The following is a 20,706-nucleotide window of genomic DNA, read 5'->3' as shown; positions in this document are numbered from 1 at the left end:
GCGCAGGGGAATGAATGCGTGCGCTGCCCGATGCCTTTTATGCTCGGCGGTGTTTGGGTTGGCGCTGGTCCGCCATCTTGGTGTTATGCAGCTTGCGCTTGCCGCGCAACGTCGCTTTGGCCTCGGTGGTGCGTTTTGCCACCTTGGCGACTTTCGCGCTTGCCATTGCGACAAGTTCGCGACCTTCGAGGTGGCGCAGGATGTTTTCTGCATCCGCCATGCGTGCCATGCTGTCGCTGGCATTGAGCAGGACCAGGACAACTTGCTTGCCTGCAGCCTTCATGCGCATGATCAGGCAACGTCCGGCTTCACGCGTGTAGCCGGTTTTGGATAGCTGGATATCCCAGTCTTGTTTGCCGACGAGGCGATTGGTATTCCTGAAGTGCACCATATTGCCGTTCAGGTCGACCTCGTCTTCCGTGTTCGTAGAGAGGCGGGCGATGTCGGGGTAATAGGAAGCTGCCGTTGTCATCTTGACCAGGTCGGAGGCGGTCGAACGGTTATGCGGCGACAGGCCGGTCGGTTCCTCGATCACGGTCTGGCGCATGTCCAGCACTTGCAATTTTTGCCGTACCGCCGCCAGGAAGGCCTCGCGTCCCCCTGGGTAAGTGCGCGCCAGGGCCGCAGCCGCGCGGTTATCCGAAGACATCAATGCCAGTTGCAGAACGGTTGCGCGCGGCAGCAAGGCACCGACAGGCACCCGCGATGAGCTGTGCTTGACGACATCCACATCGGCGTCGGCAATATCAATCGATTGCTGCATGTCGAGTTTGGCATCCAGCACCACCATGGCTGTCATCAGCTTGGTGAGCGACGCAATCGATACGACGGCATGCGAATCTTTTTCCAGCAATACCTTGCCGCTGCCTTCTTCATACACGATCGCATGCTGCGAATGGAAAGGCATGGCGAACGCCGCCGAGGCAGAGGACAGGAACAGGGCAAGCAGGGTTTTTTTCAGCATGATCCGGCAAAAACAATAAATTGACGCACAGCACGTATCTTACCGCTTTAATGGCGGGCAACAATGCCGTATTGCTAGTGTTTTTTACGGAAATCAATAAAACGTTGTTTCGCATGCTTGCCTGAAAAACATGCCTTAGGGAAATACCAATCGGCGCTGAAGTTTCAATTGGATTTTTGCAATCGTGTGCCCGCAGAAGGGGCACTCGGGTCCCGGCCGTCGGCGGCTATGGTCAGTAAGTGTCGTAGACGGATTGCCGCCGCTCGAACAGCGGATGGGTGCCGGAATGGTCGATGCGACGCCGGCGCGGATGATCGCCGCCGACAAACATGCTCAGCGGGGTACGTCGCTCCGGCGCGTGGTCGGCATAGCGTCGCGCCTGTTGCCGCGTGCGCAGGACCGACCAGCCGGCCAGCAATGCAACGCCGGCGATCGCGCCCAGCAAGGCAGGCTTGCCACCGCGGAAGCGCGTCCTGGTTTGGGTAGGTGTTGTGTCCGACGGGAGGCGTTCATTCATGGCAATCTTCCTGTTTCTGGCAGTGGCAAATAACAAAGTCGTTATTAGCATCATTTTTAGCATGGGCAGCCACGCCAGGATTTGCTGCCGATCCAAGCCGCGCTCAATCGAATGCAAAGTTATAAAACAATGTGAATGCGGTTCGCGTGCCCGTATCGATTTCCAGGCTGAGCTTGCGTGAAATGGTGTAGCGCAGCAGTAAAACGCTACTGGCAGTCTCGAGCCCGCGCTCGATGCCGATATGCAGGCGGGAAGAAACTTGTTTGCCGATCGTGATGATGCGCTGCTGCAAGCCATCGCTGCTGGTGCCCAGGCTCAGTTGATCCAGGCCGAAAGCGCCTGCCAGGCCGGCTTGCACGCCGGCGGCGGCACCCTGGCTCAGCAGGGCCCCGGCGGCGTTTTGCAAGGCGGCCAGGTCGCCGCCGCCCGTAGTGGCATCCAGTCCGCGCCCCAATACCAGCCAGGATAATTTTTCCGCTTCTGCCACCGGTGGATCCGATACCAGGACAATGCGCGGGGCAAGCGCCGTTCCCAGCACCGCCACACCGGCTTCGACCTGCTGGCCGCGTCGCATGGCGAGAATATCAAGTCCGGGATTGCCGGGGTTGCCGTTAAAGTACAGGAAGCCCTTTTCGATATCGAGTTCGCGCCCATAGGCAGAAACTTTGCCGCGCAGCACACGCATGGCCCCCTGGGCCCGGAGCAGTTCACCGGCAGCATTGCGGAACTGCACTTGCCCGACCAGCACGGCATCGATGCCGCGTCCGCGGACGGTAATGCCTTCACCCAAACCGATGACGACATCCAGCGCCAGCGGCGTCACGGCCCGCTTTTTTGATTGGCCGACAATGACGACGTCGTCGGACAGCGCCGGCTTGTCGGCCTGGCCGATATCGATCAGGCCGGAATCCGCATTGAAGCCGCCAGTCACTTGCAGGCTGCCTTCGCGCAAGCTGACTGCGCCATCGCCGCTGACTGCCAGCTTGCGGTCGCTGCGCGCGAGCAGGGGATAGCGTACCGCCCTGATCGTCAATTGCACGTCAGGCTCGGCGCCGGCAAGGTCGATTGGTCCGGCAATGGTCATTGTGCCGCCGCCGTGGGCAAAGGCGAGGTTTTGCACCAGCAAGCGCGTGTCTTGAAAACTGGCATCGAGGCTGCCGCCTTGCAAGTCCACACCGAGGTCTGGCAGGGACAGGCGCAGCCGCTGGCCACTGACCACACCGGCCAGGCGCGGCGTGCCAACGGTACCGGCCAGTTGAACCTCTCCCTCCAGGTTGCCTTCTGCCACTGCCGTTGGCGCGACCATCGGCCCGATCCAGCGCAGCGAGGGAATGGCGAGTCTGGCGCTGCCGGATAGTGCCGACTGCGGCGAGATGCCGAAGCTGCCCGCGCCATTCATTGCAACCCCGGCATCGACCGCGATACTGCCCAGGTTGGCGCCATCAGCGTTCAATTGCAATTGCAGCCTGCCGTTGCTGGCCCGGGCGCTGGCTTCCAGGCGCGCGAGGCCGAGCTTGACGGGGGCCATGCCGAGCGTGGCCAGGTCGCCGCTTTCACGGCGCAAGGAGACTGTGCCGTGGGGCAGGCCGGCCAGCGACATATCCCATGCGCCAGCGAACAGCAAGTCCGTGCTGAATTGCGGCGGTGGCTGCAGGTAAGGCAATAATGTCACCAGCGGCAAGTGCTCGAAGCGCCCGCGAGTCTGAATGCCAGCCTGGTCCCGCCTGAACTGCTCGATTGCCAGCAGGGCCCCGTCGGCCTCCAGGCGGAACTGCCGCAAGTCAAGGCTTTCACGGGAAATGTCCAGTGGCGCGGCGGCGGCCAGCCTGGCTTTCAGGCTGCCGCTCCCTTCCAGCTGCTCGATGCTGCCCTGCCAGCGCGGCAGCTTTGCCTGGAACGCGCCGCTGGCTTGCAGGCGCCATTGCTGTTGTGCCTGGGCCAGGGTGGCCGCCAGGGTGTGACTCCCGGTTGTGCCGCTGGCGTCCAGGTTGAGACTGTCGGCGCGATAACCCGAGGCAGCAAGTTTTTTCGCGCGCACCTGCAGTGCCAGCGGGGCATTGGCAGACGGCGCGAAACGCAATGAGGCACTGATACTTTCCAGTTGCATGGTGCTGTACCGCACACCCTCGGCGCTCGCCTCCAGGCGGGCGCTGCCGAGCAGCCAGGTGGCCGTGCGGTCCAGATCGAATTCGCCGCTGCCACGCGCATCGTTAACCTGCAGCAGCTTGGGCAGGCGCAATTTGCTGGCCTGCCATTCCGCCGCGATCCGCGGGCGCGCAAAGCTGCCGCGCGCCGTGCCGTTTGCCTGCACCGTGCCGGCAAAGCCCGCACCGAGCTGCTCCAGCTTTGGGGCGGCAAGCGCGAATGTCAGTTGCCCGCTTTCGCGCTGCAATTGTCCGGCAACATCGAGCCGGTTGGCTCCGGCTGTCAATGCAAACCGGGGTATTTCCAGGCTTTCGGCACGCAGGCGGGCGCGGCCTTCGCCCTGTAGCGGTTGGCCAGCCAGGCGGCTGTCGGTAATGCGGAATGCCAGGTCGGCGGTCAATTGCGGCGCCAGCGCGCCTGTCAGGGAAAATTCGCCCGTCAGGAAAAGTTCGGGCACACCGGCAAATTGCCCCAGGTCTTGCAGGCGCACGCGGTTGGCCGTGCCGCTGGCGCTGAATTCCCGCGATTTTGCCAGTTGCAGGTGGCCGGCGGCGCGCAGCTTGCCATCGCCCAGCCGGAGTTCGGCGCGCTCCAGTGCCAGCGCGTCATTTGCCAGCGTGGCGTGGGCCGACAATGCCAGGCGGTGGCTCTGCCGGGGCTCGGACAGCTCCAGCGTGAGTTCCTGGCGGCCCGCAACATGGCGCACGCCGGCACTGCCTTCCAGCCGGGTGGCGAGGAGGCGCCGGTCGAGTCGCCGCAGGTCGAGCGCCGAGGTGGTCAGCATGAGATCGAGCGCGCCCTTGGCGAGGGTGCCGGAACCCTGGATGGTGCCGCCAGGTGCCGCCGCGTTGCCAAGGCTGGCGGAAATGGCATCGAAGCGGAAGCCTTCGGTGTTCTGGCGAAATCGGGTCGACAGCGCGGCAAGCGGCAGGAGGCCGGCATCGTAGGTGCCGGCATCAGCGTTGCTCAATGCGAGCGTACCGCCTTGCGCGGTAGCCAGAAGCTTGCCGTCGATGCGGGTGCGCGGCAGGCCAGTGCCAAAGGCGGCAAGGTCAAGCGCCTGTGCATGGATTTCGACATCGCCCAGCGGCAGTTCCGAAAATGGCTGCAATGCCGCGCGCCCTGTCAGGCGGGACGTGCCCAGTGCAAGGGCCGTGCGGGTTTGCAGTTGTGCCAGGCTGCCGTCGAGCGTGATGTTGCCGTTGCCGGAGAGGTTCTGCTGGCCGAGGCGGGTATTGAGGCTGGCATCAAATTTTCCCTTGATCGGATAGGGTGTGGCGTCACCGAGTTCGACCTGGCCGCGCAGACTGCCGCCGAACCCGCCGGGAGGGGAAGGATCGGCCGCGACTGCGCCCTTGCCGGTGTTGGCGCTCAGTTGCTCGAGCCCGAGCCGGTAGCGATCGCCATCGTAATCCAGCCGCAGCGTGAAAGCGCCCAGTTCGATGATATCCAGCGCGCCCCACGCGAGTGTGCCGCCATTGACGTGCAGGGTATCGATGCGCAGGCGCAGCGGCAAGGCAAGAGTGGCAGGCAATCGCGCCGGCTGGGGAGGCTGGCCGATGCGCTGCCGGAGCCGGATCGCATCGATGCGCAGCGCTGCGATATGCAATTGGCCTTGCAGCAGTGCCTGGGGCCGCCAGTCCAGGCGCACGTCATGCAGTTCGGTTGCCAGGCCGGTGCCTTGCACTGTCAGCTTTTCGATTCGCAGCGGCCCGGCCAATTGACCCTCGACTGCGCCCACCTGCAGGGCGCCGCCGCTGAGCTGTGCCAGTGCAGACAGGGCCGTGCGCGCGCCGGCAGTCGTGGCGAGGAGCCAGAAGGACAGGGCAAGCAAGGCGAAAATGGCCAGCGCCAGCGCGCCTGCCGCCAGTCGCCAGTGTCGCCGCTTCGGCACAGGCGCTTCAGAAGACATAGCCTACCGAGAAATGCAGATGCGGCTCGCGGGTCGCGTGACCATAAGCCAGATCCAGGTTGACCGGGCCGATCGGGCTGCGCCAGCGGGCGCCAATGCCGGTCCCATGGCGGAACCTGAAATTCTTCCAGGTATCGGCGGCATTGCCGGCATCATGGAAAACTGCAGCGCCCCATTCCGGCGTGATCCGGTAGACCAGTTCGGCGCTCACTACCGCCACCACCCGGCCACCCACGACGGCGCCGCCCTGCGAGACGCCCAGGGTTTCGAAGCCGTAGCCGCGTACGCTCTGGGCGCCGCCGGTGCGAAACAACAAATCGCCCGGCACCTTGTCGCGCCCGGCGAAAAATACCTGGCCGACCTGGCCGCGCAGCACGCTGCGCCAATCGCGTTGCAAAGGGTTCAGCCAGGTGGCGCGGGCCGCCACGCGCACGATATTGGCTTCATTGACCAAGCCCTTGGGACCGGCGCCGAGTTCCACGGCCGCGACATAGCCGCGCCGTGGCGCCACCAGGTTGTCCAGGCGCCGGCGCGCGTAACTGTAGGCAGCGATGATTGCCTGGCGATTGTTGATGGTGCCGTCCGGCAGGCGCTGGCGCTCCATGAAAAAAGAAAAGCCAGCGGAACGTTCGTCGATCCGGCTTGGGGTGCTCATGCGCGCGCCAGCCCGCATCTTGTCGTTGATTTCCCCCGCGCTTGTAGTGCGTTCATAACGGGCATTGAAATTGGGAATCCAGCCGTTGCGCCTGGCTGGCAAGTACAGTTCGCCATCCAGCAGGCGCGCTTCGCGGTTCAGTTCGAGTTGCGTCTGCAAACGCCAGTCGCGCTGCAGAAAATTACGGTCCAGCCATTTTACTTGCACGCCCGCGCCGGTATCGGTGGAAAATCCCACACCCAACCCTAACTGCTTGCGCTGATTTTCCACGAGGCTGAGCTTGACGGGGGCGCCCTGGGCATGTGCCGGGTCGGTGTCAATGCTGGGAAAGACCGAACTGAAATAACCGGTGTCAGTCAGGCGCGACTGCAGTTCGTTCAGCTTCTCCTGTGAATAGCGCTCGCCCGGCCGGATCGGGTTAAGCCCCTCGATCATGGCGCGCGAGTAGCGCTGCAGTCCTTCGATTTGCAGCTCGCCGAAGGTGAAGGCCGGGCCGGAATCGATTTCCACTGTCAGCATTGCGCGCTGCTGTTGCGGCTCGATGCGCGCTTCGCTGGCAGTGATGGCGGCAGCGGGATAATCGCGCACCAGAAGATTCCTCAGCAAGGCACTCTTGGCTTCGCTCCAGCCTTTCTGGGTGAAGCGCTCGCCGCTCGGCAGGCCCCATTGACGGCGCATCCGCTCGATCCGTTGGGGATAGGCGTCAACAATGGGGCCGTGAACACGGATATCCACAGCATCGATCAGCGTCGGCGCGCCTGGGTCGATCGTGAAGCGCGCCAGTTGCAGTCCGCCTTCGGTCACTAGTTCTGCCGTAACGGCGGGGGAAAAATAGCCTTCGGTAGCCAGCAAATCACGGATTTGCTGGGGTGTAATGCTTGCCAGCCGACGCCATTCTTCTTCGCTGACAGCCGCATCGTCTTGATGGCGGCGGATATCGAGGTGCTGGGCGAACATCTCGGCAAAGGGTTCGTCGCCGCGAATTTCGACGGTATAGGCATGCGCCGAGGCGATCCCGGCCAGCCAGAGCAGCAATCCCAGCGCGTGCGAGAAACGATGCAGCGATTGGCGCAGCAATTGACAAGACACCGTGATAATCCTTGATGAATGGATGGTCGCGTGCGGAACTGGCGTAACTTGATAACGCATAGCGTAACCCCCCGGGCTACGAGGCATGCATTGTAAATCACTTTGCCATTTTCATATTGTTGCCGGGTAATTGCGGAGGCAACTCCTGCGAGTTGGCGCAATAGTAAGCGCAGGCGGCAAGGAAGTCGTGTTTTCTTGTACTGAAGAAAAAGCCCGCTGCAGAATGCAGCGGGTAAACCCTGTATCTCGGAGATCAAGGCAGAGGAGACGCACACGATCAAGCGCATCGGGTGCCTGCCGGATCGCAACTTATAGGGAATCGCTAAAAACCGTTACGTCCAATCCGGCAGCCCGTAGGATAAGGGTTGTGCATGACAGGAGTGTGACGAAAGTTTTCTGAAAAAATTAACATTTTATCTGGTGTACATGTAACGTCATGTAATTGATCTGATTCATCGTGCTGTCACATGGATTGGGTAGGATGACGTATCTGCAGTACATGCAACCGATATGCATGACGGCAGTGAGGTGCGCCGTGCCCGACAGACTCGGGCTGGCCCACCGACCCCGCCTCCCGCTTTTCCCTTCTTGCCCTTGTTCCCATCCCTGCCTGTGTTGCCGGACCGTGCGCTTTTACCGGTTGTACGGATCTCCAGGTTCATGATCCTGTCATAAATTTATTGCAAGATTGCAACATTAGTCTGGTTGCCTATCTTTCGCTTTTGATCTGGAATTCCTGTATGAGTATCGTGCTTCAACCTGCCATCCGCCTGATGCGGCGTCTCCGTCTGCTGCCCAAGTTTTCTCTGGTTACCTTACTGGTGCTGTTACCGCTGTTGCTTGTCAGCGCGCTGCTGGTCGCAGAGCTGAATCGCTCGATCGCCTTTGCGGAAAAGGAGCGGATCGGCGTTCGACATGCCCGGCAAGCGCAAGACTTGTTGCGGTTCAGTCAGCAGCATCGCGCATTGCGCCACATGGTATTAAGCGGGAATGTCGCGGCAACCCGGCAAGTCACGCAGATGCATGCGGCGATCACGGCGGCGATCGCGCGCATCGAGAGCGATGCCGACGCGCGCACGGTACTGGGTACCAGCGCCGCCTTGCAAGAAATCCGGCGCAGCTGGGAAGCATTGCAGGCAAGTCGGGCGACGGATAAGGCCAGGGAGAGCAATGCTGCGCATGCGGCCTTGATTGGCCAGTTGTACAAACTCAATGCCATGATTGCCGACCGTTCCAGGCTGACGCTGGATCCCGAAGTGGAAACTTATTACCTGGCCGGTCTCTTCATCAAGGCATTGCCCGAGGTGAGCGAAGGGCTGTCGAATATTGCCGGGCGCGGCGCTGCCTACATTGACAGCGGGCTGTTCGAGGCCAATGAGGATGTCATGCTGAATGCCGCCGTGATGGTGGCAGGGCACGAGCTGGCGCGCATTTCCATGCATGTCGATGGCATGTTTCGCGAAACTCCGGCACTGCGCGCGCAGCTGTCGCGGCAGGAGGGGGTGGCCCGTCAAGCGACCGCCTTTCTTGAGCGGGCCGGCAATGAAGTGCTCAAATCCGTCGATCAGAGCTCTGGCGGGCAATTTTATGCCGCCGGCAGCCAGGTGCTGGACGGCTTGTACGGTTTTGCCGGCGCCACGGCCACGCTGCTCGATCAGGCTTTGATGAAGCGCATCGAAGGCGATCTGCAGCGGCGCAACCTGATCCTGGGCGGCGTAGCGCTGACCATATTGCTCGCACTCTATCTCCTGGCGGGATTTTATGTCTCCTTTTCAAGCGAGGTGCGGGCGCTCCAGCAGGCAGTCGGGCGTGCTGCCGGCGGCGACCTTAGCCATCGCGTGCAATCCGACGCGCAAGATGAAATCGGCCTGTTGCTGAATGCATTCGGCGCAATGAATGGCGGTCTCGCGCAGATGGCTGGCGAAGTCCGCTCCGGCACTCGCAAGATGGCCATCGCCTCGCGCGATATTGCTTCCGGCAATGCCGATCTTTCGAGCCGCACAGCAGCGCAGTCCCAGGCATTGGCGCAGACTGCTTCTGCGATTGCCGTGCTGACCGACGCCGTCAAGCAGAATACGGACAATGCCCAGCAGGCGGATCGCCTGGCCGTGTCCGCATCGCAGATTGCCGTCAGCGGCGGCGATGCCGTTGAACGGGTGGTCGACACCATGGACTCGATTACGCACTCCTCGCGCAAGATCGGTGACATCATCGGCGTCATCGATACGATCGCATTCCAGACCAATTTACTGGCCCTGAACGCCGCAGTGGAAGCCGCACGCGCGGGCGAGCAAGGCCGCGGATTCGCCGTCGTCGCCGCGGAAGTGCGCAGCCTGGCCCAGCGCACGGCCAGTGCAGCCAGGGAGATCAAGTCGCTGATCCTTGATTCGATCGGCAAGGTCGATGCCGGCAGCCGCCAGGTCGGGGCAGCCGGTCAAACCATGCAGGAAATTATTTCTGCGGTAAAGCGGGTCGCCGACATCATGCAGGAAATCACCACTGCCAGTCAGCAACAGCGCAGTGGTATCGAAAACGTCAGTGATGCGCTTGCCAGCATGGAACAGCTCACCCAACGTAATGCCGCGCTGGTGGAGCAGGCTGCGGCAGCGACGGAAAGCATGCACGCGCAAGCCATGCATGTGTCACAGGCAGTCGCAATGTTCAAGCTGTAGCATTTGGCGCAGGGAGGGCGGCGCAAGGCGGCTGCGCACCGGCGCCGCATGGGTGTGCCGTGATCAGGAGGCCAACTCGGCGAGTCGTGCAGCCGGCGGGAAGCCGGGATAATTCTGCAACATGACGGACATTTCCCCCGCAGGCAAGGGGCGCGAAATGAAATAGCCCTGGACTTCGTCACAGCCCAGCGCGCGCAGAATCGCCAGCTGCTGCATGTCTTCCACGCCTTCCGCGGTGACTTTCATGCCGAGCGCATGGGCCATCGAAACGATCGCCTTGAAAAACACCTGGCCCTCGGCCGCCTTGCCGAGTTCCGCAGTAAAGGCGCGGTCGACCTTCAGCACATCCATGTCCAGCCGCTGCAATTGCGACAGCGAAGAGTAGCCGGTGCCGAAATCGTCCACCATCAGCTTGATGCCACGGCTGCGAATGGCGGCGAGCTGGTCGGCGACATCTGCCTGGTCGCCCATCATTGCAGATTCGGTCAGCTCGATCTGGATATCGCTTGCCTGGATGCCGTGCCGCGCGATGCATTCCAGCAGATGGCTCTTGATATCGCCCTCGTTGAACTGCCGCGCCGAGACATTCACGGATACCGGGACGACCGGCAAGCGCGCTTGCTTCCATGCAGCGACTTGGGCGCAGGCTTTGTCGATCACCAGTGCGCCCAGCGGCAGGATCAGGCCGGTGCGTTCGGCTTCCGGGATGAAGTCGAGCGGCGGAATCAGCCCGCGCACGGGGTCGATCCACCTTACCAGCGCTTCCATGCCGCAGATGGCGCCGCTTACGGCATCCACGCGCGGCTGGTAATGCAGTACGAAGCGGTCCAGTTCGATTGCCTGGCGCAGCGCTTGCTCGATATCCAGGCGCTCCTTGAGCGTTGCATAAAGTTGCGGCTCGAAAAAGCGGAAATGGCCTTTGCCCGATTCCTTCACCGAGTACATGGCGATATCGGCATTTTTCAGCAGGATTTCCGGATCGAGGCCGTCGTCGGGGTAGACGCTGATGCCGATGGAGGCGCGGATGGATTGCCGGCTGCCGCCCAGTTCCAGCGGGGCTTGGAGCGCCTGGGCAATGCGTTCGGCCACATGTGCGGCGGCATTGCGATGACTGACCTGCTCGACGATCACGGTGAATTCGTCGCCGCCCAGGCGAACGATCTTGTCGCTCGGGCGCAGCACCGACTTGACCCGCTGCGCCGCAATCTTCAGCAACTTGTCGCCGGCGGAATGGCCCAGGGTATCGTTGATGTTCTTGAATTCATCCAGGTCAAGGAACAATACCGCCAGCATGTCGCCATTCTGGCTCGCGCGCTGTACGGCCAGCGGCAGGAACTTGGCCAGCCAGTGCCGGTTGGGCAGACCGGTCAGGGCGTCTTCATTTGCAAGGCGCAGCAATTCCTGTTCGTTTTTCTTGATCTGCGAAATATCCCGGATGGTCATGGCCACGCCGGTTTCCGACTTGACCAGCCGCCGATGCAGCCATTGTGCATTGAGGGGGCTTTCGCGTGGCACCCGATATTCATCTTCATACTCACCTGCGGCGCAGGCGATGCGGAATAAATCAAGCATGACCTGGAACAGCGGACCCGGATAAAAATCCGACAGGCGCTTGCCGACCATGCGTTCGCCCGGCATGCCGAAAAAGCTGGCGCCGCGCTCGTTGGTGTCGACCAGCAGCCAGTCGACGATATCGCCCGCATCATCGAGCAGCGGATCGAGGATGTAAAAACCTTCATTGGCGCTATCCGTGGCGAGACGGTAGGTTTTGCGCACTGCCTGCGCCTGCCGCTCCTGGCGGGTGACCCGGATGCCGAAAATGCCGCCAGCCACCGCGACAATGATCAGAAATACGGTGCCGCCGCGCGCGACGTTGCGGTAAGTGCCCCAGTTCTGCTCGCGCGGGGCCAGCAATTCTTGCCGGGAGAGGCCCACCATGACCGTGAGAGGATAGGTTTTCAAATCTTGCCAGGCAACAAAACGCGCCTCGCCATCGGCAAATTTTTCAGCGGAGGACAAACGCCATGGCTTGCCAATATCGCGCAGGGCCACAAGGTCGTTGAATCCGGCATCGCTGCTGCTATTGCCGCCAATGGTGGCGGCACGCAGCACCTGATCGTCGCCGATGACGGCCAGGAGGCCATTTTCTCCCAGGATTGCCGGGTCGTAAAACGACAGGAAGTAGGCCGGCTCCACGGCTACCAGCACGACGCCATCGAAGGAATCGTCGGCCGTATCCAGCCGGCGGGTAAAGTGAATCACGGACGGTGATGGCGCGCGCCCGGCATCTGGTTTGCTGATGCGCAGCGCCGTCGAGATATTCCCATGGTGAAAATGAAAAAATGCACTGTCAGCATAATTTTCATCGTTCCGGATGGGCGCCGTGCTGGTGACGGTGCGGCCGTCGCGGTCGATCACGCTCACTGCAAGGAAGGCAGTGGCGGTAAACAGGCCATCTTTCTTGAGGTCTTCCAGTTTCAGGCGCCGGTTCCAGCGTTCCCAGTCCGATTTGACATGCATCGTGATCTGGTCCATCTGCTCCAGGCTGCGGCCAAGGTACGCAGCATAGGCGCGCGATAGCGAGGCGGTGTCTTTCAGTGCCTGGGTTTCCAAAGCGGATTTTTCCGCCGCCTGGCGGAAATCGACGAATAGCCACAGCGCGGCACCCGCGACCAGGCAGATGATGGGCCAGAAGAAAATGAGGTTGCGGCTGCCTGGATTGGCAGTGTGGTGTTTCATGGGGAAGACTGCTTGTAATGAGTGAATGTTGAATTGGCGAGCGTACGCAATGCTATTGCCAATTCATGACGCCACGATGACGAACCCGATCTCCGGATCGGCATGCGCGCAATTTTTGGGCGCGGAATGCGCTTGCCTGATTCAAGCCTGGCGACTCTGGTGTATCCTGAGCGGTTTACGACATCGATCGATTAAAGCGAGGTTTTGCATGCTGGCGGCAGTGGATTTGGGTTCGAACAGTTTTCGATTGCACATTGGCAGGCAGGATGGCGACGTGATTCGCATTGTCAAGAGCGAGCGCGATCCGATACGGCTGGGCGCCGGCCTGGACAAGAATATGTTCCTCACCGAAACTGCCATTAAAACTGCGCTGGCCTCGCTGGCGCGCTTTCGTGCGGTTCTCGATGCCTATCCACTGGATGCCGTCAGGGTGGTCGCCACCAATACCATGCGCATCGCAAAAAATGCTGCAGCTTTCCTGCCAGCCGCTGAGCAGACGATAGGGTATCCAATAGAAATCATTTCCGGTGAAGAGGAGGGACGCCTGATTTATATGGGGGTTGCCAGCGCGCTGGGCTCTCCTGACGAAAGGCGGCTGGTCATCGATATCGGCGGCGGTTCCACCGAACTCGTTGTTGGTCAGGGATTCGGCATCGACATGGTGGAGTCCTTCAGTATCGGCACGGTGGGACACAGTCACGCCTTTTTTCCGGATGGTCGCATTACCGAGGAAGCGTTTGACAAGGCCATCCTGTCGGCGCGCAGCCACTTCGAAGACGGTGTGCCCGCCTTCCTGGAACGGCAGTGGGGCAACGTCTACGGTTCGTCCGGCACCATTCGCGCCATTGCCGATGCCATCTCCAGAAATGCCCTGGGCGACGGCAAGCTTTCCTATAAAAGCATGGAAGCGCTCAAGGCGAGCCTGATCGGCTTCGGTCATGTCAGCCGCATCGACCTGCTCGGCATGAAACCGGATCGCGCCGCCATTATCATGGGTGGCCTGGCGGTACTCATGGGAGCCTTGCGCGAGTTGCGCGTCAAGGCCATGCAGCCAGTCGAAGCGGGGCTGCGCATGGGCGTGCTGCGCGACTTGCAGTTGCGTGCAACGCGGCGTGACCGCCGCGAACAGTCGGTCCAGCAGTTCCGCGACCGTTTCGATGTCGACCAGGCGCGTGCCGATCATGTCGCCCAGATTGCCAGTGGCCTGTATGCGCAACTCAAGCCGGCTTCGAATGCCTATGAAAGGCAGCTGTACTGGAGCGGCCAGTTGCACGAGGTCGGCATGGTGGTGTCGCACAGCGGCTATCACAAGCATGGCGCCTACATGATCGAAAACGCCGATTTGCCCGGATTTACCTCTGGTGAGCAGCGCCTGCTGGGCAGGCTGGTGCTGGGACAGAAGGGCAACTTGCGCAAGCTCAACGGCGCCTTGGCAGATACTGACTTTGCCAAGGCCGTGCTGGCGCTGCGGCTGGCAGTGATGGCCATGCATTCCCGCATTGATGTGCTGGCCGACGAGTTGCGTGTGAAGATGAAAAGCCGGATCGAAATCGAGATCCGGCGCGACTGGATACGCCAGCACCCCACGCTGGCCTACTGGATCGAGAAAGAGCAGGAGTGGTGGGGCGAGGCTGGCATCGAGTTCATTGTAAGGAGCTAGGTTGTCTTTTTGCATTAAATTGTATATATTATTTATATGATTTATACAATTTAATATGAGGATGCAAAATGCCAGCCAAGTCCCCCAGCAAATCCGTCGCCAAGTTGCCAGCGAAAACCCCGGCAAAAGCGCCGGTGAAAGTCGCCGCAAAATCCGCCGTTAAAGCCTCTGCCAAGCCCGTCTCGACTGAAATTGTGAAGCCCGCCGCCAAAGCAGCTCCCAAGGCTGCGGCCAAGCCGGCCGCGGCGGCCAAGCCGGCCGCGGCGGCCAAGCCGGCCGCGGCGGCAAAACAGAACACGGCAGCCAGCATGCCGCTTGCCACGGCTGACAATGCCGGGTCCAGGTCGGCAACCAAGGCTGTCGAAGCGACACGCGAAAAAATCAAGAAGCCGAAGCTGGTGCGCGACAGTTTCACCATGCCGGAAGCCGAATACCAGGTTCTGGTCGACCTCAAGAAGGCGTGCATCAAATCCGGTTTTGAAGTCAAGAAAAGCGAACTGTTGCGGGTTGGCGTGGTGCTGCTGCAGCAGGCGGACGTGGCTAAACTCAAGCAGATTCTCACGACCTTGCCAGCACTGAAGGCAGGCCGGCCCCGCAAGGCCAAGTAAGGCCAAGTAAGGCAGCCTAACCGCCGCAAGACACCCCGCCCTGCAGGGCAAGCCTGCGCTGGCCTTGCAGGGTGTTGTCATGTCATGGAATTGACACGGAGCTGTCATTTTCTGGAAGTAATCCGTCGTTACGCTTGGCTCATCTTCATAACCAGGATGATCCATGCGTCAACTGAACACGGCTCCAGCGGAAAACCTCTCCAGTTCCTCGAAGTTCGTCCTCAGTCTCGCCAGCACCCCGGAAGAGGTGCGCGAGGTGCAGCGTTTGCGTTACCAGGTCTTTGTCGAAGGCATGGGACTTTCGGCGCTTGCCAATGCCGAGCGCCTGGACCGCGACGAGTTCGACGAACATTGCGATCACCTGATCGTGCGCGACGCGCGGTCGCTGCAAGTAGTCGGCACCTACCGCGTCCTGAGCCCGCATGCGGCGCGCCGCGTCGGCCTTTACTACTCCGAGCAAGAGTTCGAGCTGACTCGCCTGAATCACATGCGCCCGAACATGGCGGAAGCGGGACGCGCCTGCATCCATCCGGACTATCGCAGCGGCTCGGTCATCATGCTGCTGTGGGCGGGGCTGGCCGAGTACCTGCAAAAGGAAAATTGCCACTACCTGATCGGTTGTGCCAGCGTCAGCCTCTCGGATGGCGGCCAGAATGCGCTGGCGCTTTACCATACCTTAAATGCGAATAACATTGCGCCGGCTGAATACCGCGTGCGACCACGCCTGCCCTTTCCCGTGGGCGAGCGCCCGCCCGAGCTTGCCGGCGCCTACATTCCGCCGCTGATCAAGGGTTACCTTCGCAGTGGCGCCTGGGTGTGCGGCGAGCCGGCCTGGGATCCCGATTTCAATTGCATCGACCTGTTCATGCTGATGCCTCTGGCCAAGCTTGAATCGCGCTATGCGAAGCACTTCCTGGAAGCGCGCGCAGCATGAAGCCGCGCGACCAGTTTCTGGCGGACGCATTGCGCGAGCAACTGGACGCGGCAAAGCGTGCGACGGCGCACCGGCGCATGCGCGAGGGCACGCGCTTTCGCACCATCTGGATCTCCGATATCCATCTTGGCACCACTGGTTGCCAGGCAGCCAGGCTCCTGGAATTCTTGCGAGCAACTGAATCGCAAACGCTGTATCTGGTTGGCGATATCATCGATGGCTGGCAACTCAAGCGACGCTGGTACTGGGACCAGGCCCATAACAACGTGGTCCAGACCGTCCTGAAAAAGGCAAAGAAAGGCACCGAGGTCATATTCGTGCCTGGCAACCATGATGAGGTGGTGCGCCAGTTCATCGACCTTGACTTCGGCGGCATCCGCATCCGCGACGAGCACGTGCATGTAACGGCGCAGGGCAAGCGCATGCTGGTGTTGCACGGCGACCGCTTCGATGGCGTCATCGCCTGCGCGAAGTGGCTGGCCTATGTGGGCGACAGCCTGTATACCGTGATCCTGAAATTCAACCAGGTCTACAACAGCTGGCGCGCCCGCGCCGGCCTGCCGTACTGGTCGCTGTCGCAATACCTGAAGCTGAAGGTCAAGAATGCCGTCAGCTACATCAGTTCCTTCGAGCATGCGCTGGCGGCGGAAGCCAGGAAGAAGGGGCTGGATGGCGTCATCTGCGGCCATATCCACAAGCCCGAAATCCGCGATATCGACGGCATCACGTATTGCAATGACGGGGATTGGGTGGAAAGCCTGTCAGCGCTGGTCGAGGACCTGGACGGCGGACTGCGCCTGGTCACATGGCAAGAAATCATGGGGCTGCAAAAGCAGTCCAAAGCAGTGACCAGCGAGGAACTATGCGCATTGTAATCGCCACCGACGCCTGGGCCCCGCAAGTCAATGGCGTCGTCAATACACTCATGGCGACGCGGGAACGCCTGCAGCGCCTGGGACATGAAGTGATGGTCCTGTCGGCAGAGGGGTTCAGGACATTTTCATGTCCGACCTATCCGGAAATCCGCCTGGCCTACCGCCCCAACCGGAAGGCTGCCGCCGCCATCGAGGCCTTTGCACCGGATTGCATCCATATCGCTACCGAGGGGCCGATCGGCCTGGCCGCGCGCGCTTATTGCCTGCGCAATGGCTTGCGTTTCACGACGTCCTACCATACCCGGTTCCCCGAGTATATCCGCGCCCGATTCATGCTCCCTTTGCGCCTGAGCTATCGCTGGCTGCGCTGGTTCCACGAGCCGGCCAGCGCGGTCATGGTTGCCACTCCGGCCGTCATGCGCGGGCTGGCCGAGCGCGGTTTCGATAACCTGGTGTTGTGGGGGCGGGGGGTCGACACGGAACGTTTCAAGCCGGCGCTGCGCGATCATGCCGGCATTCCGCGCCCGTTGTATCTGTATGTCGGCCGGCTGGCAGTCGAAAAGAACATCGAGGCATTCCTCAACATGGAATTGCCCGGTAGTAAGTGGGTGATCGGCGATGGCCCGCAACGCGAAAAGCTGGAACAGCGCTATCCTGCAGCGCGCTTTCTGGGCGCGCGCACGAACGACAAGCTGACACCCTACTACAACTGTGCCGATGTGCTGGTGTTTCCCAGTACAACCGATACTTTTGGGCTGGTCATGCTGGAAGCCATGGCCTGCGGCGTCCCTGTCGCTGCGTATCCGGTTCCCGGTCCCATCGACGTGGTGGAACAGGGCATTACCGGCGTGCTCGATAATGACCTTCAGCGTGCCTGTTTCGAGGCAATGAGCCTGCCGCGAGAACAGGTGCGTCAGCATGCCCTGAAGTATTCGTGGGAAGCATCAACGCAGCAATTTCTTCGCAATCTGCGACCTGCCGTCAAGTCGCGGCCTGCGGCAGCATTCCCGGCATCGATATTGCAGTTGGGGGATCTGGGCGATTCGAAAATTGCGTGATGGCAGATAATGAACCAGGTGCCTGGCGCCTATTTCATTACCAGGTCTGGCGCGATCATGGCTTTGAGGTAATTGCTGTTCATGGCTTCCCGTTCGCGCTGGGCGATCCACCAGACATTCCCCTTGCGCACCGTCCAGTCTTGCGTGCTGCCCGTCAGCAGCAGGGCGGCAGCCTGCCCCAGTGTCGGCTGATGGCCGACCAGTAATACGGGCTCCTTCCCCTCCGGCCAATGGGCGGCAGCGAGCAAGGTTTCGGGTGTGGCATCGGGGGCGATTTCCGGGCAAATCCTGAACTTGCGCTCCAGCGCCTGCGCAGTCTGCAGTGTACGTACGGTGGGGCTGACGAGAATGCGGCAGCGGCTCGGCAGGTTGCGCTCAAGCCACTGCGCCATTTTTTGCGCCTGGCGTATGCCCTTCGGCGTCAGAACGCGTCCTTCATCGGGTTCCCCCGGCTCAGCTTCTGCGTGACGCCAGAGCACGATATCCATGATTTACTTTGACAAGGGTGAACCAACGGTGTGCATCAGCGACTGTTGCGCGCCAAACGCCTTTTGTTTGCCGCGCGCCTTCTTCTGATGATAGCTGCCATCCGGGGCAAGTTCCCAGGCGTTCAGGTTATCCTTCACATAAGGGTTCAAGCCCTCGGCGATCACGCGCTTCTTGAGCGTCTTGTCGAGCACGGGAAAGGCAACTTCGATGCGCCGGAACAGGTTGCGGCTCATCCAGTCCGCGCTGGACAGGTAAACATCGTGCGCCAGGTCGTTGCGGAAGTAAAAGATCCGGGTATGTTCCAGGAAGCGGCCAATGATCGAGCGCACCCGGATGTTTTCCGACAGGCCTGGTACGCCGGGGCGCAGGGCACAGGCGCCGCGTACGATCAGGTCGATCTTGACACCGGCGCCTGATGCATCATAAAGCGCGCGGATGACGGATTCATCCAGCAGCGCATTCATCTTGGCGATGATGCGTCCCGGACGGCCCTCACGGGCGATGCGCGCTTCGTTCTGGATCAGCCGGATCAATTCCTTCTGCAGCGTAAATGGCGCCAGCCACAGGTGATTGAGCTTCTTGGGCCTGGCCAGGCTGGTCAGGTGCAGGAACACTTCATTGACGTCGCGCGTCAATTCCGGGCGCGACGTCAGCAGGCCAAAGTCGGTATAGAACTTGGTGGTGGTCGGATGATAGTTGCCTGTGCCGAGATGGGCATAGTAGCGCAGTCCGCCTTCTTCGCGGCGCAGCACCAGCGCCAGCTTGGCATGGGTCTTGAGGCCGACGACGCCATAAACGACTTGCGCACCAACACGTTCTAGGCGTTCTGCCCAGTTGATGTTGGCTTCCTCGTCAAAGCGCGCCATCAATTCGACGATCACCGTGACTTCCTTGCCCTGGCGCGCCGCTGCGATCAGCGCTTCCATCAGGTCGGAATTCATGCCGGTGCGGTAAATGGTCTGCTTGATTGCCAGCACACTGGGATCGGTGGCAGCGCTGCGAATGAAGTCCACCACCGGCTGGAAGGACTGGAAAGGGTGATGCAGCAGCACGTCCTGCCTGGCAAGTATGGAAAAGATACTGCCATCGGACAGGCGCGCCGGAAAGGAAGGATGAAACGGCTCGAAGCGCAGGCTCGGCTCATTCACATAATCGGCGAGTTCAAGCAGCCGTACCATGTTGACGGGACCATCGACGTGATACAGGCGGTGCGGCGGAATGGCGAACTGTTCCAGCAGGAACTGTGACAATTGCGGCGGACAGTTCTCCGCCACTTCCAGGCGTACGGCAAAACCGAAGGGACGGGTCTGCAACTCGCTTTGCAGGGCTTCGCGCAAGTTCTTGACTTCCTCGTCGTCTACCCACAGGTCACTGTTGCGGGTGACCCGGAACTGCGAGTAACCGAGCACTTCGCGGCCGGAGAAGAGGTCGGCAACATGGGCATGGATGACCGAGGACAGCAGGCAGAACGCCGTGCCGTTGTCGCAGAGCTCGGGCGGCAACTTGATTATGCGCGGCAGGACCCGTGGCGCCTTCAGGATGGCGATGGCAGTGCTGCGGCCAAAGGCGTCCTTGCCCGCCAATTCGACGATGAAGTTCAGGCTCTTGTTGACCACCTGCGGGAATGGGTGGGCCGGATCAAGCCCGATGGGCGTCAGCAGCGGCCGTACTTCGCGCTCGAAATAAGCCTTGACCCAGGCCCGCTGCGCTTCATTGCGGTCCTGATGGCGCAGCAGGCGAATGCCATGGTTCGCCAGTTGCGGCAGGATTTCATGGTTCAGCAGTCCGTACTGCCGCTTGACCAGCTGGTGACACTCCTCGCTGATGCGGTCGAGCGGCTCGACGAACCCCGGCATCCCTGGCGTGCTGCCTTCGCGCTGATCTTGCGCGAGCAGGCTGGCGATGCGCACTTCAAAGAATTCATCCAGGTTGCTGCTGACGATGCACAGGAAACGCAGCCGTTCCAGCAGGGGAATGGTGCGGTCTTCCGCCTGCGCCAGCACGCGGCGGTTGAACGCCAGCTGCGACAATTCGCGGTTCAGGAAAATCTCGGCAGGATCCGCGGCGGCGGGCTTGCTGGCGGTTTTTACACGTTGATCCATGCGGCTCGATAATGTTGGCATACGACTGCGCTGTAATGGTCTGGCCACGGGGCGGCTAGCCTTGTTTTATGGGACGGGGATGCCGGCACTTCTGTTATTTATTTTACACGCGTGCAGTATGCTCAGGTGGGTGTTGAGACGTCAGCAACACACATATCTTGCAAAATGTTAATGTAAAAATATGACAGGTTAATGACATCGCTGCTGGGCGCCTATCAGGCAACAATCGGGGCAAAAAGGAAAAGCACCCGCAGGTGCTTTTCCGGTACCTTTCACAGAACGCGGCT

The 20,706-nt window shown here is 61.0% G+C and carries 13 protein-coding genes; 6 read left to right on the top strand and 7 right to left on the bottom strand.

The window, feature by feature from the left end:
- Positions 1 to 37: 37 nt before the first annotated feature.
- From EKL02_RS15510 to EKL02_RS15495, 4 genes are all read right to left on the bottom strand, one after another.
- On the bottom strand, positions 38 to 964 hold the full coding sequence (locus EKL02_RS15510; RefSeq protein ID WP_128902875.1) for a serine hydrolase: 927 nt from the start codon (positions 962 to 964) through the stop codon (positions 38 to 40).
- Positions 965 to 1,196: 232 nt separating this feature from the next.
- Positions 1,197 to 1,481 (bottom strand): hypothetical protein, encoded by a 285-nt coding sequence (locus EKL02_RS15505; protein ID WP_128902874.1) that lies wholly within the window; start codon positions 1,479 to 1,481, stop codon positions 1,197 to 1,199.
- A 103-nt stretch (positions 1,482 to 1,584) separates the two neighbouring features.
- Positions 1,585 to 5,538 carry a translocation/assembly module TamB domain-containing protein gene (locus EKL02_RS15500; RefSeq protein WP_128902873.1) on the bottom strand — a complete coding sequence of 1,318 codons (3,954 nt, stop codon included), beginning with the start codon at positions 5,536 to 5,538 and terminating at the stop codon, positions 1,585 to 1,587.
- Positions 5,528 to 7,282 (bottom strand): autotransporter assembly complex family protein, encoded by a 1,755-nt coding sequence (locus tag EKL02_RS15495; protein WP_241687735.1) that lies wholly within the window; start codon positions 7,280 to 7,282, stop codon positions 5,528 to 5,530. Before EKL02_RS15495 ends, EKL02_RS15500 begins: the two co-directional genes overlap by 11 nt.
- A 740-nt stretch (positions 7,283 to 8,022) precedes the next feature.
- Here EKL02_RS15495 and EKL02_RS15490 point away from each other — a divergent pair.
- Positions 8,023 to 9,954, top strand: a complete 1,932-nt coding sequence (locus tag EKL02_RS15490) for a methyl-accepting chemotaxis protein (RefSeq protein ID WP_128902872.1) — start codon at positions 8,023 to 8,025, stop codon at positions 9,952 to 9,954.
- A 63-nt stretch (positions 9,955 to 10,017) separates the two neighbouring features.
- Here the strand turns inward: EKL02_RS15490 and EKL02_RS15485 are convergent, their stop codons facing one another.
- Positions 10,018 to 12,693: an EAL domain-containing protein gene (locus EKL02_RS15485; protein WP_128902871.1), complete on the bottom strand. Its 2,676-nt coding sequence runs from the start codon at positions 12,691 to 12,693 to the stop codon at positions 10,018 to 10,020.
- Positions 12,694 to 12,901: 208 nt separating this feature from the next.
- Here EKL02_RS15485 and EKL02_RS15480 point away from each other — a divergent pair, with 208 nt between their 5' ends.
- The 5 genes from EKL02_RS15480 to EKL02_RS15460 all read left to right on the top strand — a co-directional run bounded on the left by EKL02_RS15480 (position 12,902) and on the right by EKL02_RS15460 (position 17,828).
- Positions 12,902 to 14,353, top strand: a complete 1,452-nt coding sequence (locus EKL02_RS15480; RefSeq protein WP_128902870.1) for a Ppx/GppA phosphatase family protein — start codon at positions 12,902 to 12,904, stop codon at positions 14,351 to 14,353.
- 68 nt (positions 14,354 to 14,421) lie between these two features.
- The gene (locus tag EKL02_RS15475; protein WP_241687734.1) at positions 14,422 to 14,961 is read left to right on the top strand and encodes a hypothetical protein; all 540 of its coding nucleotides are present in this window, start codon (positions 14,422 to 14,424) and stop codon (positions 14,959 to 14,961) included.
- Positions 14,962 to 15,124: 163 nt separating this feature from the next.
- Complete coding sequence (locus tag EKL02_RS15470) at positions 15,125 to 15,895, top strand: GNAT family N-acyltransferase (RefSeq protein WP_128902869.1); 771 nt, start codon at positions 15,125 to 15,127, stop codon at positions 15,893 to 15,895.
- Positions 15,892 to 16,770: a UDP-2,3-diacylglucosamine diphosphatase gene (locus EKL02_RS15465; protein WP_128902868.1), complete on the top strand. Its 879-nt coding sequence runs from the start codon at positions 15,892 to 15,894 to the stop codon at positions 16,768 to 16,770. Before EKL02_RS15470 ends, EKL02_RS15465 begins: the two co-directional genes overlap by 4 nt.
- Positions 16,758 to 17,828 (top strand): glycosyltransferase family 1 protein, encoded by a 1,071-nt coding sequence (locus EKL02_RS15460; protein ID WP_128902867.1) that lies wholly within the window; start codon positions 16,758 to 16,760, stop codon positions 17,826 to 17,828. Before EKL02_RS15465 ends, EKL02_RS15460 begins: the two co-directional genes overlap by 13 nt.
- Positions 17,829 to 17,857: 29 nt before the next feature.
- Here EKL02_RS15460 and sixA read toward each other — a convergent pair whose 3' ends face one another.
- Together sixA and ppk1 are read right to left on the bottom strand one after the other, a co-directional pair.
- On the bottom strand, positions 17,858 to 18,316 hold the full coding sequence (sixA, locus tag EKL02_RS15455; protein WP_128902866.1) for a phosphohistidine phosphatase SixA: 459 nt from the start codon (positions 18,314 to 18,316) through the stop codon (positions 17,858 to 17,860).
- Positions 18,317 to 18,319: 3 nt separating this feature from the next.
- Positions 18,320 to 20,419: a polyphosphate kinase 1 gene (ppk1, locus tag EKL02_RS15450; RefSeq protein ID WP_128903541.1), complete on the bottom strand. Its 2,100-nt coding sequence runs from the start codon at positions 20,417 to 20,419 to the stop codon at positions 18,320 to 18,322.
- Positions 20,420 to 20,706: the final 287 nt, after the last annotated feature.

Source organism: Janthinobacterium sp. 17J80-10 (assembly GCF_004114795.1).
Classification (GTDB): domain Bacteria; phylum Pseudomonadota; class Gammaproteobacteria; order Burkholderiales; family Burkholderiaceae_D; genus Paucimonas.
The sequence above is the reverse complement of the archived record's forward strand: the minus strand, read 5'-3'. Positions and strand labels throughout refer to the sequence as shown.